The following is a 15,514-nucleotide window of genomic DNA, read 5'->3' as shown; positions in this document are numbered from 1 at the left end:
TGCCATGCCATGGATCCAACTGAAACTGAACACGACCGGTGCCAACGCTGAAGAGTTGAGCGATGCGCTGATGGAAGCGGGCTCCGTTTCCATTACTTTCCAGGATACGCATGATACGCCGGTATTTGAACCTCTGCCGGGCGAGACTCGCCTGTGGGGTGATACCGACGTTATCGGCTTGTTCGATGCAGAAACCGACATGAAAGAAGTTGTTGCCATCCTGGAACAGCATCCGCTGCTGGGTGAAGGCTTCGTGCATAAAATCGAACAGCTCGAAGACAAAGACTGGGAACGCGAATGGATGGATAACTTCCACCCGATGCGCTTTGGCGAACGTCTGTGGATTTGCCCGAGCTGGCGCGACGTCCCGGATGAGAATGCTGTCAACGTGATGCTGGACCCGGGTCTGGCGTTTGGTACAGGCACGCACCCCACCACCTCTCTGTGCCTGCAATGGCTGGACGGTCTTGATCTTAACGGTAAAACGGTTATCGACTTTGGCTGCGGCTCCGGCATTCTTGCCATTGCGGCACTGAAACTGGGTGCGGCGAAAGCCATTGGCGTGGATATCGATCCGCAAGCGATTCAGGCCAGCCGTGATAACGCCCAGCGTAATGGTGTTTCTGAGCGTCTGGAGCTTTATCTGCCGAAAGACCAGCCAGAGGCGATGAAAGCCGACGTGGTGGTCGCCAACATCCTCGCGGGCCCATTACGTGAACTGGCGCCGTTAATCAGCGTACTGCCCGTTGAGGGCGGTTTGCTGGGGCTTTCTGGTATTCTTGCCAGCCAGGCGGAAAGCGTCTGTGAAGCCTATGCCGATCTCTTTACGCTCGATCCGGTTATCGAGAAAGAAGAATGGTGCCGCATTACCGGTCAGAAAAAATAATTCCTTCCGGCGTGGTTATCTGACCACGCCATTTTCAGACAATAGACCAGCACCGCGATACCTCTCCTCGGGATACAATATTTAATTGATTTTGTTAATTTTTATATTGTTTTCGTTGAGTGTACGTATGCATTTCTATCGTTTTACAACAACTTTACTAACAGCATGCTTGATGCCTCTGACAACGCTGGCCACATCATGGGGATATACCGGAGAGAACGGCCCTGCGCAGTGGGGAGAAATCAGCAAAGCGTATGCAACGTGCCAGACCGGAATAAATCAATCACCCATTGATATCCAGACCGCCACCACCAATAAACTCGGCCTTCCTGCGCTCAGCATACAATACGTCGACGGCCCAACAAGATTTCGTAGCATCAACCATACGCTGCAGGCAACAATGAGTCGCTATACCGCAAACTATATTAATATTGATGACAAGATTTATTACCTGAAACAATTAGATTTTCACGCGCCGAGCGAACATACCCTCAACGGTAGAACCTATCCTCTGGAGCTGCAGTTAGTCCACAAAAACCAACACGGAGACATCGCCATCGTAGCGGTCATGTTTGATATCGACGAACCTAACCAGGCGGTTCAAAATCTGTGGGAATCCTTTCCAACCATGAAGGACAATAGCATGCCCATTTTTTCGCCAGTCAATATCAACCAGCTTTTACCCGACGATAAAACCTACTGGCGCTACCGTGGTTCGTTAACAACGCCACCCTGCACCGAAGGCGTCACCTGGGCTGTCCTGAAAACGCCTGTTGCTCTTTCAGCCGAACAGCTGGATAAATTTCACTACATTGTTGGGCCTGCAAACAATCGCCCGCTGCAGCCGTTGAATGAACGCAAGATTACGGCAAGCTATTCTGGGGATACCGAGATCCTGTACTAAAATGAGGTAGCGATCACACAATGGCGAGGTGATTTGCTGATTAATTCAGCAGAATATCTTGTCAGTACCTTCTGCAGCTGAAGAAAAAATGAGAAGTTACGCAAAATTATATGTGTATATAAAATCGACACATTTTTATAATGCAATGATTTATATGACTAAATATTTTCATGCGTTCACATTTACGGCAATTCATTGATCCACCTCAGTGGATTGGTCAAAGTTTGGCCTTTCATCTCGTGCGAAAAATGCGTAATATACGCCGCCTTGCAGTCACAGTATGGTCATTTCTTAACTCATGCGCATCGGACAATACCAGCTCAGAAATCGCCTGATCGCAGCACCTATGGCTGGCATCACTGACAGACCATTCAGGACGCTGTGCTATGAGATGGGAGCAGGATTGACGGTATCCGAGATGATGTCTTCTAACCCGCAGGTTTGGGAAAGTGACAAGTCTCGTTTACGAATGGTGCACGTTGATGAGCCAGGAATTCGCACGGTGCAAATTGCCGGTAGCGACCCTGTTGAGATGGCCGATGCCGCACGTATTAACGTGGAAAGCGGCGCCCAGATTATTGATATCAATATGGGGTGTCCGGCTAAAAAAGTGAATCGTAAGCTCGCAGGTTCAGCCCTCTTGCAGTACCCGGATTTAGTGAAGTCGATACTAACCGAGGTCGTCAATGCAGTGGACGTTCCTGTCACACTCAAGATTCGCACCGGCTGGGCTCCGGAACACCGTAACTGCGTAGAGATTGCCCAACTGGCTGAAGATTGTGGCATTCAGGCTCTGACCATTCATGGACGCACCCGCGCCTGTTTGTTCAATGGAGATGCTGAGTACGACAGTATTCGGGCAGTTAAGCAGAAAGTTTCCATTCCGATTATCGCGAATGGCGACATTACTGACCCGCATAAAGCCAGAGCTGTACTCGACTATACGGGGGCGGATGCCCTGATGATAGGACGTGCAGCTCAGGGAAGACCCTGGATCTTTCGGGAAATCCAGCATTATCTGGACACTGGGGAGCTGCTGCCCCCGCTGCCTCTGGCAGAGGTGAAGCGCTTGCTTTGTGCGCACGTTCGGGAACTGCACGACTTTTATGGTCAGGCAAAAGGGTACCGAATTGCGCGTAAACACGTATCCTGGTATCTCCAGGAACACGCTCCGGATGACCAGTTTCGGCGCACATTCAACGCCATTGAAGATTCCAGCGAACAGCTGGCGGCGTTGGAGGCATACTTCGAAAATTTTGCGTAAACAGAAATAAAGAGCTGACAGAACTATGTTCGAACAACGCGTAAATTCTGACGTACTGACCGTTTCTACCGTTAACTCTCAGGACCAGGTAACTCAAAAGCCCCTGCGTGACTCGGTTAAACAGGCACTGAAGAACTATTTTGCTCAATTGAATGGTCAGGATGTTAACGATCTCTATGAGCTGGTACTGGCTGAAGTAGAACAGCCCCTGTTGGACATGGTGATGCAATACACCCGCGGTAACCAGACCCGTGCTGCCCTGATGATGGGCATCAACCGTGGTACGCTGCGTAAAAAACTGAAAAAATACGGCATGAACTGATACTAATCAGTTAAATGTTTGTTTTAAAAGGCGCTACTCGGCATGGGGAAGCGCCTTTTTTATTAACTTCACACGGGAGGCTTTGGCGATGAACGCAAGATGTGAACCTGTCTATTTTGGCGATGAATCTAAAAAGATAATCCTGGGTGATGCACTGACCGAACTGAAAAAGCTGTCTTCTGAAAGCGTCGATCTCATTTTTGCCGATCCACCTTATAACATCGGTAAAGATTTTGACGGGATGGTGGAGTCCTGGGATGAAGAGGCTTTTCTGGCGTGGCTGTTTGAGTGCATTGACGAGTGCCATCGCATTCTCAAACCGCACGGCACCATGTACATCATGAACAGTACGGAGAACATGCCGTATATTGACCTCAAATGCCGCCAGCTCTTTACTATCAAGAGCCGTATCGTGTGGTCATACGATAGCTCAGGGGTACAGGCCAAAAATTACTTTGGTTCGATGTATGAACCGATCCTGATGATGGTAAAAGATCAGAAAAACTACACATTTAATCGTGACGATATTCTGGTTGAAGCCAAAACCGGGGCTCAACGCGCGCTAATAGACTACAGAAAAAATCCACCGCAGCCATACAATCAGAAAAAAGTGCCGGGAAATGTCTGGGAGTTCCCACGCGTTCGCTATCTGATGGACGAATACGAAAACCACCCCACCCAGAAACCCAAAGCCCTCCTGGAGCGTATAATTCTGGCATCCTCGAACCCAGATGACAGGGTACTGGATCCGTTTGCCGGCAGCTTCACCACCGGTGCCACCGCCGTGGAATTGGGTCGCAAGTTTGTCGGGATTGAGATCAATGTTGAATACGTAAAAATGGGGCTCAGAAGACTGAGTATCGGTTCTCATTTTTCAGAAATTGAGCTTGCCAAGGTGAAAAAACGTAAGACAAAAAACCTGTCTAAAAAGAGTCGATTGACGGCAAAGAGCGGCGATCTTTCAACAAAGTAAAGGCATTGTAAGTCTGCTTTTCAGGTTACAGATTTCGTGTATATTCCCTGCACGCTTGGGCATGAATACACAGGGTTTGGTAATGATTCGCAAGTATTGGTGGCTGGTTGTTTTTGCAGTATTCGTTTTTCTTTTTGATGCGCTGCTCATCCAATGGATAGAGCTGATGACAACAGAGCACGATAAGTGTCGGAATATGAACTCAGTGAATCCCCTTAAGCTGGTCAACTGCGTCGACCTCGAATAGCGCCACCAACCCCACTTCAACAGCCGTCAGGCCTGGCGGCTAAAACGACCCCACCTGACTCTCACTCTGCGCTAATTGCCTTACGCTACCATCTGGGCTTAACATTTTTAATACATTATCAACTAATACTGGCGCTTGTTTATAAAGATCATAACTCATTGGATTAATGAGCCAGTTTTTAACAATGCCACTAAAACTCCCATGAAGAATAATTATTATAACGTCTAAATCAAGACTGGTTGCGATAAGTCCGTCGTCCATACATTTTTGCAAGGCAATGCGCATACCCAGATGATTGATACCAATTTTTTCACGAATAGCCTGTTCCGATATCATATCGTTATGGAATTCACATTTATGATATAAAATTTGCATTAATGCCTGCTGGCGAGGACTCTGCGCAATATATTGCAACCCCACAACTAACTTTTCACGCAGTCGCTGTAAAGGATTATCTCCCCAACGGCCAATAAGCTGGTCCTGAATAAGATCGCGCAATGGCGGTTGTTGTAACCATAGTTCATTAAACAATTGCGTCTTGTTTTCAAAATGCCAATACAGCGCCCCCCGCGTCACGCTGGCGGCGTCTGCAATGTCGTTTAGCGTCGTATTGCTTACGCCACGTGCGGCAAACTGTACAATCGCTGTTTCTATCAGGTGCTGCCGCGTTTTGAGGGCATCAGCTTTCGTTTTTCTGGCCATGGTTTCAGCTGTCTGAGGTAAGGGTAAGGTAGAGAATGATTAACTTTCTTATCTAATATTTGCGGTACGGAACAAATGTATCACTTAGCATTTATTTAAACGAGCCCTAAAAAATATTATTACTGACTTTGCACACAAATAAACAAAACAAATACCAACAATAAATATATTCATAAACCAAATGCTTATTTCAATTTGTGTTTATACGCATCATAGTATTGCTATTAACACCTCAATGAAACAACAGTCGATTAATCTCTTTTTGCTTTTACGTGCCGTGAATCGCACCCATAAATAAGTATTGCTTACATCGCTAGCTAATAATTTGTAGGATAGCCAACTATTATTTTCTCTTGTGCGCGTTATCGCCCCAGCGTTACCCGGTTAATAACGAGCGTTCGGTTTTTTAAGGAATTGAAATGACGAAAAATGCCAGGTTTTCACTCCTGCCCTCATTCATCATCGTCTCCGCTGCATTACTCGCCGGTTGTAACGATCAGGGAGAAACACAAGCTCATCCCGCAGAACCGCAGGTGACTGTTCATGTCGTCGAAAAGGCTCCTTTAGCTGTAACGACCGAATTACCCGGGCGCACAACGGCATTCCGAATTGCAGAAGTCCGTCCCCAGGTCAGCGGGATAGTGCTTAAACGAAATTTCACTGAGGGAAGCGATATTGAAGCCGGACAGTCGCTTTATCAGATCGATCCCGCGACTTACCAGGCCGACTATGACAGCGCCAAAGGTGAACTGGCGAAGAGTGAAGCGGCGGCTGCAATCGCGCATTTAACGGTAAAACGCTATGTGCCATTGGTTGGCACCAAGTACATCAGCCAGCAAGAGTACGATCAGGCAATTGCTGATGCTCGTCAGGCCGATGCCTCCGTGATCGCGGCAAAAGCGGCGGTCGAAGGCGCGCGTATCAATCTGGCCTACACAAAAGTGACATCGCCGATTAGCGGACGCATCGGTAAATCTAACGTCACCGAAGGCGCATTAGTCACGAATGGCCAGGCTACAGAGCTTGCTACCGTTCAACAGCTCGATCCCATTTACGTCGACGTAACACAGTCCAGTAACGACTTTATGCGCCTCAAACAGTCTGTTGAACAAGGGAGTCTGCATAAAGACAGTGCCAGCAGTACAGTCGAACTGGTGATGGAAAATGGTCAGTCATACCCGCTAAAAGGCTCTTTGCAGTTTTCTGATGTGACGGTTGATGAAAGCACCGGATCAATCACCCTCAGAGCCGTGTTCCCTAACCCAGAGCATACGCTGTTGCCGGGCATGTTTGTGCGCGCACGCATTGATGAAGGTGTTCAGCCAAATGCCATTCTCGTTCCGCAGCAGGGGGTAACGCGTACGCCTCGCGGCGAGGCCACCGTAATGGTCGTCAATGACAAGAGTCAGGTTGAGTCTCGCGCAGTCGTTGCTGCACAAGCCATTGGCGACAAATGGCTTATCAGCGAAGGCCTGCAACCGGGTGACAAAGTTATCGTGAGCGGCTTACAGAAAGCACGTCCAGGCGTTCAGGTTAAAGCAACCGCCGATACCGAAACTCCTGCCACGAAAGCCCAATAAGGTAACCGGACATGGCTAACTTTTTTATCAGGCGTCCTATCTTTGCCTGGGTACTGGCTATCATTCTGATGATGGCGGGTGCTCTGGCAATCATGCAACTGCCCGTGGCACAGTACCCGACCATTGCGCCTCCTGCAGTCGCCATTTCTGCCACCTATCCTGGTGCAGATGCGCAGACGGTTCAGGATACAGTCACACAGGTTATCGAACAGAATATGAATGGTATCGATAACCTGATGTATATGTCCTCCACCAGCGACTCGGCCGGGAGTGTGACTATTACGCTGACTTTCCAGTCCGGTACCGATCCCGATATCGCGCAAGTACAGGTGCAAAATAAACTGCAGCTCGCCACTCCGTTACTGCCGCAAGAAGTTCAGCAGCAAGGGATCAGCGTCGAGAAATCGAGTAGCAGCTTTTTGATGGTCGCAGGTTTTGTTTCTGACAACCCACAAACCACACAGGATGACATTTCCGACTACGTCGCTTCGAATGTTAAAGACTCAATCAGCCGTCTGAATGGCGTGGGTGACGTGCAGCTGTTTGGTGCACAGTACGCCATGCGCATCTGGCTGGATGCAAACTTATTGAACAAATATCAGCTCACGCCGGTTGATGTGATCAATCAGTTGAAGGTACAGAACGATCAGATTGCCGCAGGTCAGTTAGGGGGGACGCCTGCATTACCTAACCAGCAGTTGAACGCCTCGATCATTGCGCAAACGCGACTGAAAGACCCTGAAGAGTTCGGGAAAGTGACTTTACGCGTGAACAGCGATGGTTCGGTTGTTCACCTGAAAGACGTCGCGCGTATCGAGTTGGGTGGGGAAAACTACAACGTCGTGGCGCGTATTAACGGTAAGCCTGCATCCGGCCTTGGGATCAAGCTGGCAACCGGGGCAAACGCGCTGGATACCGCGAACGCTATCAAAGCCAAGTTGGTTGAACTGCAACCATTCTTCCCGCAGGGAATGAAGGTGGTCTACCCGTACGACACGACGCCGTTTGTGACCATCTCCATTCATGAAGTGGTAAAAACGCTGTTTGAAGCGATCGTGCTGGTGTTCCTGGTCATGTATTTGTTCCTGCAAAACATCCGGGCAACGCTCATTCCAACCATCGCTGTCCCTGTCGTATTGTTGGGCACATTCGCCGTACTTGCCGCGTTTGGCTACTCGATAAACACCCTGACGATGTTCGGCATGGTGCTCGCCATCGGTCTATTGGTCGATGATGCGATAGTGGTGGTGGAAAACGTGGAACGCGTGATGATGGAAGATAATCTGCCGCCTAAAGAGGCGACGGAAAAGTCCATGTCACAAATACAGGGAGCACTGGTTGGTATTGCCATGGTGCTGTCTGCGGTATTTATCCCGATGGCCTTCTTTGGCGGTTCAACTGGGGCTATCTATCGGCAGTTCTCCATTACCATCGTTTCCGCCATGGCGCTTTCTGTACTGGTAGCGCTGATCCTGACTCCTGCGCTTTGTGCAACGTTGTTGAAGCCGGTATCGGCTGAGCATCACGAGAAAAAAAGCGGTTTCTTTGGCTGGTTTAATGCCAAATTCGATCACAGCGTCAATCACTATACCAATAGCGTCAGCGGTATTGTGCGTAAAACAGGGCGTTACCTTGTCGTCTATCTGATCATCGTGATCGGAATGGCGGTTCTGTTTATGCGCCTGCCGACCTCCTTCCTGCCAGAGGAGGATCAGGGTGTGTTTATGACAATGATTCAACTTCCGGCAGGAGCTACGCAAGAGCGCACCCAGAAAGTACTGGATCAAGTTACTCAGTACTACCTGACCAATGAGAAAGCTAACGTCGAAAGCGTCTTCACGGTTAACGGTTTTAGCTTCAGCGGTCAGGGGCAAAACTCAGGTCTGGCATTCGTTAGCCTCAAGCCCTGGAATGAACGTAGCGGCGAGGAAAATAGTGTTGAAGCGGTCATTGCACGCGCCACACGCGCGTTCAGCCAGATCCGCGATGGGTTAGTCTTCCCCTTCAATATGCCCGCTATTGTTGAACTGGGTACCGCAACCGGCTTCGATTTTGAGCTGATCGATCAGGGCGGTCTGGGGCATACTGCGTTGACGCAAGCGCGTAACCAACTACTGGGAATGGTGGCTAAACACCCCGATCTGTTGGTTCGCGTTCGTCCTAACGGACTGGAAGATACTCCGCAGTTTAAGCTGGATGTTGATCAGGAGAAAGCACAGGCACTGGGGGTATCGCTGTCGGATATCAACGAAACTATCTCCGCATCACTGGGCGGCTATTACGTCAATGACTTTATTGACCGCGGTCGTGTGAAAAAAGTGTACGTTCAGGGGGATGCAAAATACCGCATGCTGCCAGCGGACATCAATAATCTGTATATCCGCAGCTCCAATGGCGAAATGGTTCCGTTCTCTGCGTTCAGTGCATCACATTGGATTTATGGTTCACCGCGACTGGAACGTTACAACGGTATGCCATCCATGGAAATACTGGGCGAAGCGGCACCAGGGCGAAGCACTGGTGAAGCAATGGCGCTGATGGAAAGTCTGGCGGAAAAACTGCCGAATGGTATTGGTCATGACTGGACGGGTATGTCTTATCAGGAAAGGCTGTCGGGTAACCAGGCGCCTGCGCTGTATGCCATCTCGTTAATCGTAGTATTCCTTTGCCTTGCCGCATTGTATGAAAGCTGGTCTATTCCTTTCTCGGTGATGCTGGTTGTACCGCTCGGTGTTGTAGGCGCATTGTTAGCAGCATCACTGCGCGGGATGAATAACGATGTGTATTTCCAGGTTGGCTTACTAACCACTATCGGCCTCTCGGCTAAGAACGCCATCCTGATCGTCGAGTTTGCCAAAGACCTGATGGATAAAGAAGGCAAGGGGTTGATTGAAGCGACGCTGGAGGCATCACGTATGCGTCTTCGTCCTATCCTGATGACGTCCCTGGCCTTTATTCTGGGGGTTATGCCTCTGGTTATCAGTCACGGAGCAGGTAGTGGTGCACAGAATGCGGTCGGTACAGGTGTTATGGGAGGAATGCTGACCGCAACATTGTTGGCTATCTTCTTCGTCCCCGTCTTCTTTGTTGTCGTGAGACGGCGTTTTAGTCGGCACAACGATTAATTTGTAAAATAAAGGCGTCTACGGACGCCTTTTTTACCTACGATGCTCCTCTTTATTTATTAGTAAGATAGCCATTTATTTCATTTAAACTATCCCTCTAAACTCGCCTACGACCTTTCTTTTTATCCATTATTTTTACAATCCACATGAATTGAGATTATTCCTCATGTCAGTCCTTTTTTAAGAAGTGGTAAAATAATCACCGAGTTCGCAGATGGCTTAGCGTTTGTCTTTGCTTAATTAGCGAAACGCTTATTTTGAGGTAACACCATGAAAAGATTAATATCCGTTGCATTGCTTACCGCATTCCTGGCTGGCTGTGCACACGATTCTCCTTGCGTACCTGTATACGACGATCAGGGGCGCCTGGTTCATACCAATACCTGTATGAAAGGCACTACCCAGGATAACTGGGAAACAGCCGGAGCCATCGCCGGTGGTGCTGCAGCCGTTGCCGGACTGACACTTGGGATTGTCGCCCTGACCAAATAAATCATCTCAAAAGCGCGGTTATTACCGCGCTTTGAGCACTAAGCATAAAATCTACATATAAGACAAAACGTTGCTTAATAGCGACTGACATATAATAAAATTATTATAGATTTCCCTCACACATCCACGATTTAAAATTAGCATTTTTTCTGTTTTTCGTTACACCACAGTTTCTTTTCATTATTCTCACGCCATTAATATTAACGCCAGAAATCGTTATCACGCGTCCTGTCTGATTTTTAAATTTTTTGCGCTGAAATGTGGCTTACGTTTCAATTTTGCACCACTTCAGGGCGCTGCATTTATTTTTTCCTGTCTACACTCTGCATATTGCGTCGAATAATCAGGCGCAAAAAACTGGCACTACCTTTGCTTAAAAGAGTATGGCCAAAGCCACAGACAGGTAAAAGACGTTTTCAGAACGTTTCCATAACAATAATTCCTCCACACAGGATGCTCTATGAAAAAGATGATAATCGCCAGCCTGGCTGCGGCCGGCGTGCTGCTTGCTGTTGCAAATCAGGCGCATGCCGGCGCAACACTTGATGCCGTAAAGAAAAAAGGGTTTGTGCAATGTGGGATCAGCGACGGCTTGCCTGGCTTTTCTTACGCCGATGCAAGCGGCAAGTTCTCGGGTATTGATGTTGATGTATGTCGTGGCGTTGCCTCCGCCGTATTTGGCGATGATAGCAAAGTAAAATATACCCCGCTCACCGCCAAGGAACGCTTTACTGCATTACAGTCTGGTGAAGTCGACATGCTCTCTCGTAATACCACGTGGACCTCCTCTCGTGATGCCGGTATGGGTATGTCCTTCACTGGCGTAACGTATTATGACGGCATTGGTTTTCTTACCCACAATAAAGCAGGTCTGAAGAGCGCTAAAGAGCTGGATGGCGCAACGGTCTGTATTCAGGCGGGAACCGATACCGAACTGAACGTGGCCGACTACTTTAAAGCCAACAATATGAAGTACACCCCCGTCACCTTTGACCGCTCGGATGAATCAGCCAAAGCTCTGGAATCTGGACGTTGCGATACGCTGGCTTCCGACCAGTCTCAGTTGTATGCCCTACGCATCAAGCTGAGCAATCCTGCGGAGTGGATCGTCCTGCCAGAAGTTATTTCTAAAGAACCGCTGGGACCTGTCGTACGTCGTGGGGACGATGAGTGGTTCTCCATTGTTCGCTGGACGCTGTTCGCCATGTTGAATGCGGAAGAAATGGGTGTTAACTCGAAAAACGTCGATGAAAAAGCAGCTAATCCAGCAACTCCGGATATGGCTCACCTGTTGGGTAAAGAAGGGGATTATGGCAAGGATCTGAAACTTGATAACAAATGGGCCTACAACATTATCAAGCAGGTTGGTAACTATTCGGAGATCTTTGAACGTAACGTTGGATCGGAAAGTCCGCTGAAGATCAAACGTGGACAGAACAACCTCTGGAATAACGGTGGCATCCAATATGCGCCACCGGTGCGCTAATGCGTAGTGATGTAACGGGCGCCGCAACTGCGGCGCTCAGCCCAGAGTCATAGTTACTGAGGTTTTCTTATGTTCCATCGCCGCTCAACCGTAAAAGGATCGTTATCCTTTTCTAACCCTGCGGTCCGCGCCTGGTTATTTCAAATACTCGCCGTCATTGCGGTTATCAGCATTGCGGTCTATCTCATTCATAACACGATAAATAACCTGAACAATAGCGGTATTACCTCGGGGTTTTCTTTTCTCGATCGCAGTGCCGGATTTGGTATTGTCCAGCATCTGATTGATTACGAGCAAGGCGATACATATGGTCGTGTCTTTGTGGTCGGCCTGCTCAATACGCTATTAGTTTCTGCATTGTGTATTGTTTTCGCATCAATTCTCGGTTTCTTTCTCGGACTGGCACGCCTGTCAGATAACTGGTTATTGCGAAAACTCTCGACGATCTACATCGAAACGTTCCGCAATATACCGCCGCTGCTGCAGATCTTCTTCTGGTATTTCGCTGTATTACGTAACCTGCCCGGCCCACGCCAGGCTGTTAACGCACTGGATTTGATGTTCCTGAGTAACCGGGGGCTCTATATACCGGCCCCACAAATGGGAGAAGGTTTTTTTGCCTTTTGCACCGCTGTCGTTATCGCTATCGTCGTCACCATCGGATTATTTCGCTTCAACAGAATGCATCAGACCAAAACCGGCCAGCTACGTCGGACCTGGCCCACGGCTCTGGCGTTGATCGTACTTTTACCGGTGATTTCACAGTGGATGTTTGGCGCTGCGCTTCACTGGGATATTCCCGCGCTTCGTGGTTTTAACTTCCGTGGCGGTATGGTGCTTATTCCCGAACTGGCTGCACTGACTCTGGCGCTTTCGGTGTACACCTCGGCATTTATTGCAGAAATTATTCGAGCGGGAATTCAGGCCGTTCCTTATGGCCAACATGAAGCCGCACGCTCGCTGGGTCTGCCAAATCCGGTGACGCTACGCCAGGTAATCATCCCACAGGCGCTACGCGTCATCATTCCCCCACTGACCAGCCAGTACCTGAATATCGTCAAGAACTCTTCTCTTGCGGCCGCCATTGGCTATCCGGACATGGTGTCACTGTTTGCCGGCACGGTACTCAATCAAACAGGGCAAGCCATTGAAACGATCGCCATCACCATGTCGGTATACCTGATCATTAGTCTGAGTATTTCTTTGCTGATGAATATTTATAACCGCCGTATTGCACTGATTGAGCGCTAAGGAGCCATGATGACAAAAGCCCTGCTGTCTCACCCCTCACGCCAGCGCAGTAATCCGGCAAACCGCAGCCTACTCTGGGTGCGTAAAAACCTGTTCTCCAGTTGGTCAAATAGCCTGCTCACCCTACTATGCATATGGCTGATTTGGTCATTTCTTCCGCCACTGTTGAACTGGGTATTCTTTCAGGCCAACTGGGTAGGTTCAACCCGAGCAGACTGCACCAAAGCCGGAGCCTGCTGGGTGTTCATTCATGAACGCTTTGGGCAATTCATGTATGGACTTTATCCCCACGATCAGCGCTGGCGTGTAAATCTGGCCCTGATAATTGGTTTGCTGTCTATCGTTCCCATGTTCTTGAAAACAATCCCGCATCGTGGCCGCTATATCGCCGTCTGGGCCGTCGTTTATCCAGTGGTGGTTTGGTGGCTGATGTACGGGGGTTTTTTCGGGCTGGAGCGCGTAGAAACCCGGCAGTGGGGTGGATTAACACTGACGCTAATTATCGCATCCGTGGGGATTGCAGGCGCGCTTCCATGGGGCATTTTACTGGCGCTGGGACGTCGTTCCCATATGCCAGTCGTGCGGGTTTTATCCGTCATTTTCATTGAGTTCTGGCGCGGTGTGCCGTTGATTACCGTTCTGTTTATGTCCTCGGTCATGCTTCCTCTGTTTATGTCCGAAGGAACCAGTATCGACAAGCTTATCCGGGCCCTGGTCGGCGTTATTCTTTTCCAGTCGGCCTATGTAGCAGAAGTGGTTCGCGGAGGATTACAAGCCCTACCAAAAGGTCAGTATGAAGCCGCTGAATCACTGGCGTTAGGATACTGGAAAACTCAGGGGCTGGTCATTCTTCCGCAAGCCCTCAAGCTGGTTATCCCTGGCCTGGTTAACACGATTATCGCCCTGTTCAAGGATACCAGTCTGGTCATTATCATCGGTCTGTTTGATCTCTTCAGTAGCGTGCAGCAAGCAACTGTGGACCCTGCGTGGCTGGGTATGTCGACAGAAGGATATGTTTTCGCTGCACTGATTTACTGGATCTTCTGTTTCAGTATGTCGCGTTACAGCCAACATCTGGAAAAACGTTTTAACACCGGGCGTACACCGCACTGAGGAATTTATGAGCCAATTATTAATGCCGTCTACCGACGCGATGATTACGCTGGAAAACGTCAACAAATGGTACGGACAGTTTCACGTCCTGAAAAACATCAACCTGAAGGTAAAACAGGGAGAGCGCATCGTATTATGCGGGCCTTCCGGTTCGGGTAAATCGACAACTATCCGCTGTATTAACCATCTGGAAGAGCATCAGCAAGGACGCATTGTGGTGGATGGGATTGAACTCAATGAAGACATCCGCAATATTGAACGCGTCCGACAAGAAGTTGGCATGGTCTTTCAGCACTTTAATCTCTTTCCTCATTTAACTGTCCTACAAAACTGCACACTGGCGCCTATCTGGGTGCAAAAGATGCCGAAAAAAGAGGCTGAAGTACTGGCAATGCACTACCTCGAGCGGGTCCGCATTGCCGAACATGCGCATAAATATCCCGGGCAAATCTCTGGTGGACAACAACAGCGCGTGGCCATTGCACGCTCGCTGTGTATGAAACCCAAAATCATGTTATTTGATGAACCCACATCAGCGTTGGATCCTGAAATGGTAAAAGAAGTGCTGGATACCATGATAGGTCTGGCACAATCGGGCATGACCATGCTATGTGTAACCCATGAAATGGGCTTTGCCCGCACAGTAGCTGACCGGGTGATCTTTATGGATCTTGGCGAGATTGTGGAACAGGCACCACCGGATGAGTTTTTTGCTCACCCCAAATCTGAACGCACTCGTGCGTTTTTATCGCAGGTTATTCATTAAAGCCATATGCCGGATACAGTTCCGGCTTATTTCCGCGTATAAAAGCAAAAGGCCATCCTTTCGGATGGCCTTTTGCTTTTATTTGATGTCTGGCAGTTCCCTACTCTCGCATGGGGAGACCCCACACTACCATCGGCGCTACGGCGTTTCACTTCTGAGTTCGGCATGGGGTCAGGTGGGACCACCGCGCTACAGCCGCCAGACAAATTCTTTTCTAAGTGCCGAACTTTAACCGAAAAACTGGTGCTGATACCCAGAGTCGAACTGGGGACCTCACCCTTACCAAGGGTGCGCTCTACCAACTGAGCCATATCAGCACACTAAATTTGATGCCTGGCAGTTCCCTACTCTCGCATGGGGAGACCCCACACTACCATCGGCGCTACGGCGTTTCACTTCTGAG

14 protein-coding genes, 1 tRNA gene and 1 rRNA gene are annotated in these 15,514 nt (G+C 49.1%); 13 read left to right on the top strand and 3 right to left on the bottom strand.

The annotated features are described in order from the left end of the window. Positions 1-4: 4 nt before the first annotated feature. The 6 genes from prmA (at position 5) to OGV57_RS08485 (ending at position 4,596) form a co-directional block, all read left to right on the top strand. Complete coding sequence (gene prmA / locus OGV57_RS08510) at positions 5-886, top strand: 50S ribosomal protein L11 methyltransferase (RefSeq protein ID WP_003839878.1); 882 nt, start codon at positions 5-7, stop codon at positions 884-886. Between the two features lie 172 nt (positions 887-1,058). After that, positions 1,059-1,790, top strand: a complete 732-nt coding sequence (locus tag OGV57_RS08505; RefSeq protein WP_230131627.1) for a carbonic anhydrase — start codon at positions 1,059-1,061, stop codon at positions 1,788-1,790. Positions 1,791-2,088: 298 nt separating this feature from the next. Continuing rightward, positions 2,089-3,054: a tRNA dihydrouridine synthase DusB gene (gene dusB / locus OGV57_RS08500; RefSeq protein WP_003025224.1), complete on the top strand. Its 966-nt coding sequence runs from the start codon at positions 2,089-2,091 to the stop codon at positions 3,052-3,054. Positions 3,055-3,079: 25 nt separating this feature from the next. Continuing rightward, complete coding sequence (gene fis / locus OGV57_RS08495; protein ID WP_000462905.1) at positions 3,080-3,376, top strand: DNA-binding transcriptional regulator Fis; 297 nt, start codon at positions 3,080-3,082, stop codon at positions 3,374-3,376. A gap of 88 nt (positions 3,377-3,464) precedes the next feature. Then, positions 3,465-4,349, top strand: a complete 885-nt coding sequence (gene yhdJ / locus OGV57_RS08490) for an adenine-specific DNA-methyltransferase (protein ID WP_003839873.1) — start codon at positions 3,465-3,467, stop codon at positions 4,347-4,349. Positions 4,350-4,431: 82 nt separating this feature from the next. Beyond that, entirely contained in the window at positions 4,432-4,596 is a 165-nt protein-coding gene (locus OGV57_RS08485) for a DUF2556 family protein (RefSeq protein WP_003025279.1), read from the top strand. Positions 4,597-4,635: 39 nt separating this feature from the next. Here OGV57_RS08485 and envR read toward each other — a convergent pair whose 3' ends face one another. Continuing rightward, complete coding sequence (gene envR / locus OGV57_RS08480; protein ID WP_054528838.1) at positions 4,636-5,298, bottom strand: acrEF/envCD operon transcriptional regulator; 663 nt, start codon at positions 5,296-5,298, stop codon at positions 4,636-4,638. A 419-nt stretch (positions 5,299-5,717) separates the two neighbouring features. On the opposite strand from envR, the gene OGV57_RS08475 reads away from it, so the two are divergent. The 7 genes from OGV57_RS08475 (at position 5,718) to OGV57_RS08445 (ending at position 15,111) form a co-directional block, all read left to right on the top strand. Further along, positions 5,718-6,878, top strand: a complete 1,161-nt coding sequence (locus OGV57_RS08475; protein WP_054528839.1) for an efflux RND transporter periplasmic adaptor subunit — start codon at positions 5,718-5,720, stop codon at positions 6,876-6,878. Between the two features lie 11 nt (positions 6,879-6,889). Then, positions 6,890-10,003 carry an efflux RND transporter permease subunit gene (locus OGV57_RS08470; protein WP_003839869.1) on the top strand — a complete coding sequence of 1,038 codons (3,114 nt, stop codon included), beginning with the start codon at positions 6,890-6,892 and terminating at the stop codon, positions 10,001-10,003. Between the two features lie 270 nt (positions 10,004-10,273). After that, on the top strand, positions 10,274-10,495 hold the full coding sequence (locus OGV57_RS08465) for a lipoprotein (protein ID WP_003025292.1): 222 nt from the start codon (positions 10,274-10,276) through the stop codon (positions 10,493-10,495). A 460-nt stretch (positions 10,496-10,955) separates the two neighbouring features. Beyond that, a complete protein-coding gene (locus OGV57_RS08460) occupies positions 10,956-11,981 on the top strand; it encodes an amino acid ABC transporter substrate-binding protein (protein ID WP_003025295.1) in 1,026 nt (341 codons plus the stop codon). 69 nt (positions 11,982-12,050) lie between these two features. Then, positions 12,051-13,232: an amino acid ABC transporter permease gene (locus OGV57_RS08455; RefSeq protein WP_003844801.1), complete on the top strand. Its 1,182-nt coding sequence runs from the start codon at positions 12,051-12,053 to the stop codon at positions 13,230-13,232. 9 nt (positions 13,233-13,241) lie between these two features. Then, the gene (locus OGV57_RS08450) at positions 13,242-14,345 is read left to right on the top strand and encodes an amino acid ABC transporter permease (RefSeq protein WP_003844800.1); all 1,104 of its coding nucleotides are present in this window, start codon (positions 13,242-13,244) and stop codon (positions 14,343-14,345) included. A gap of 7 nt (positions 14,346-14,352) precedes the next feature. Then, the gene (locus OGV57_RS08445; protein WP_003025300.1) at positions 14,353-15,111 is read left to right on the top strand and encodes an amino acid ABC transporter ATP-binding protein; all 759 of its coding nucleotides are present in this window, start codon (positions 14,353-14,355) and stop codon (positions 15,109-15,111) included. Positions 15,112-15,198: 87 nt separating this feature from the next. Here the strand turns inward: OGV57_RS08445 and rrf are convergent. Both rrf and OGV57_RS08435 read right to left on the bottom strand, forming a co-directional pair. Then, positions 15,199-15,314, bottom strand: a 5S ribosomal RNA gene (gene rrf / locus OGV57_RS08440). Positions 15,315-15,352: 38 nt separating this feature from the next. Further along, a tRNA-Thr gene (locus OGV57_RS08435) sits at positions 15,353-15,428 on the bottom strand. Positions 15,429-15,514 lie beyond the last annotated feature (86 nt).

It is taken from the genome of Citrobacter sp. Cf087 (assembly GCF_030334285.1).
GTDB classification, from domain to species: domain Bacteria; phylum Pseudomonadota; class Gammaproteobacteria; order Enterobacterales; family Enterobacteriaceae; genus Citrobacter; species Citrobacter freundii.
This window is presented reverse-complemented; position numbering and strand designations above follow the sequence as displayed.

What these genes read in the sequence shown, in the direction of transcription:
- prmA (WP_003839878.1), top strand. Translation starts at nt 5, where the DNA reads ATGCCATGGATCCAACTGAAACTGAACACGACCGGTGCCAACGCTGAA.
- OGV57_RS08455 (WP_003844801.1), top strand. Translation starts at nt 12,051, where the DNA reads ATGTTCCATCGCCGCTCAACCGTAAAAGGATCGTTATCCTTTTCTAAC.
- OGV57_RS08475 (WP_054528839.1), top strand. Translation starts at nt 5,718, where the DNA reads ATGACGAAAAATGCCAGGTTTTCACTCCTGCCCTCATTCATCATCGTC.
- OGV57_RS08485 (WP_003025279.1), top strand. Translation starts at nt 4,432, where the DNA reads ATGATTCGCAAGTATTGGTGGCTGGTTGTTTTTGCAGTATTCGTTTTT.
- OGV57_RS08445 (WP_003025300.1), top strand. Translation starts at nt 14,353, where the DNA reads ATGAGCCAATTATTAATGCCGTCTACCGACGCGATGATTACGCTGGAA.
- OGV57_RS08460 (WP_003025295.1), top strand. Translation starts at nt 10,956, where the DNA reads ATGAAAAAGATGATAATCGCCAGCCTGGCTGCGGCCGGCGTGCTGCTT.
- OGV57_RS08465 (WP_003025292.1), top strand. Translation starts at nt 10,274, where the DNA reads ATGAAAAGATTAATATCCGTTGCATTGCTTACCGCATTCCTGGCTGGC.
- OGV57_RS08450 (WP_003844800.1), top strand. Translation starts at nt 13,242, where the DNA reads ATGACAAAAGCCCTGCTGTCTCACCCCTCACGCCAGCGCAGTAATCCG.
- OGV57_RS08470 (WP_003839869.1), top strand. Translation starts at nt 6,890, where the DNA reads ATGGCTAACTTTTTTATCAGGCGTCCTATCTTTGCCTGGGTACTGGCT.
- dusB (WP_003025224.1), top strand. Translation starts at nt 2,089, where the DNA reads ATGCGCATCGGACAATACCAGCTCAGAAATCGCCTGATCGCAGCACCT.
- fis (WP_000462905.1), top strand. Translation starts at nt 3,080, where the DNA reads ATGTTCGAACAACGCGTAAATTCTGACGTACTGACCGTTTCTACCGTT.
- OGV57_RS08505 (WP_230131627.1), top strand. Translation starts at nt 1,059, where the DNA reads ATGCCTCTGACAACGCTGGCCACATCATGGGGATATACCGGAGAGAAC.
- envR (WP_054528838.1), bottom strand. Translation starts at nt 5,298, where the DNA reads ATGGCCAGAAAAACGAAAGCTGATGCCCTCAAAACGCGGCAGCACCTG.
- yhdJ (WP_003839873.1), top strand. Translation starts at nt 3,465, where the DNA reads ATGAACGCAAGATGTGAACCTGTCTATTTTGGCGATGAATCTAAAAAG.